1 pseudogene is annotated in these 666 nt (G+C 43.4%); it reads left to right on the top strand.

Annotated elements, in window-relative coordinates:
- Positions 1–283 precede the first annotated feature (283 nt).
- A pseudogene (locus ACWHAR_RS27920) lies at positions 284–666 on the top strand (aspartate kinase); the annotation flags it as partial.

Genomic DNA, 666 nt, shown 5'->3' with positions numbered 1-666 from the left:
GTAATTTCATGCTGCAGTAGCCTCCTTGCACAACAAAGCAAACCCTCCGCCGACGTTAATGATTATCATTATCAATAAGGGCCTTTATATATCTTACCATTTTTTCTGACATAGTCAATAAGATTAATAGATACAAAGGTTGAAGTGCGATTCCTCTATGATGAGTCCTTCTCAAAAACACATTTGTTCTTTCCTGAAAGAAAAACCTTGATTCTTCTTGTAAAAAGCGCAATAATTAAAATTAAATTTATTTCGAAAATTTAAACTTTAGGAGATGTAACAAATGAAAGTCGTTAAATTTGGAGGCAGCTCGCTCGCATCAGGAGCCCAGCTAGAGAAAGTATTTCAAATCGTCACTTCCGATCCGGAAAGGAGGGCCGTCGTCGTATCGGCACCCGGAAAACGGCATCCCGAGGATACGAAAGTAACTGACCTGTTAATCGAATGCGCCCAACAGTACTTATTATCGAAAGAAGCAACCGGCCTGGTTGAGGCGATTGTCGGACGGTATGCCGATATCGCGCTAGAGCTCGGGCTTGCCGATGACGTGATCAACCGGATCCGGGCAGACCTGCTTCAGCTGCTCGAAGGTGATAAAACAAATCCGGAACGGTTTATTGATGCGATCAAAGCAAGCGGCGAAGATAACAATGCCAAACTGGTAGC

The organism is Bacillus sp. LR--39 (genome assembly GCF_053613335.1).
The sequence above is the reverse complement of the archived record's forward strand: the minus strand, read 5'-3'. Positions and strand labels throughout refer to the sequence as shown.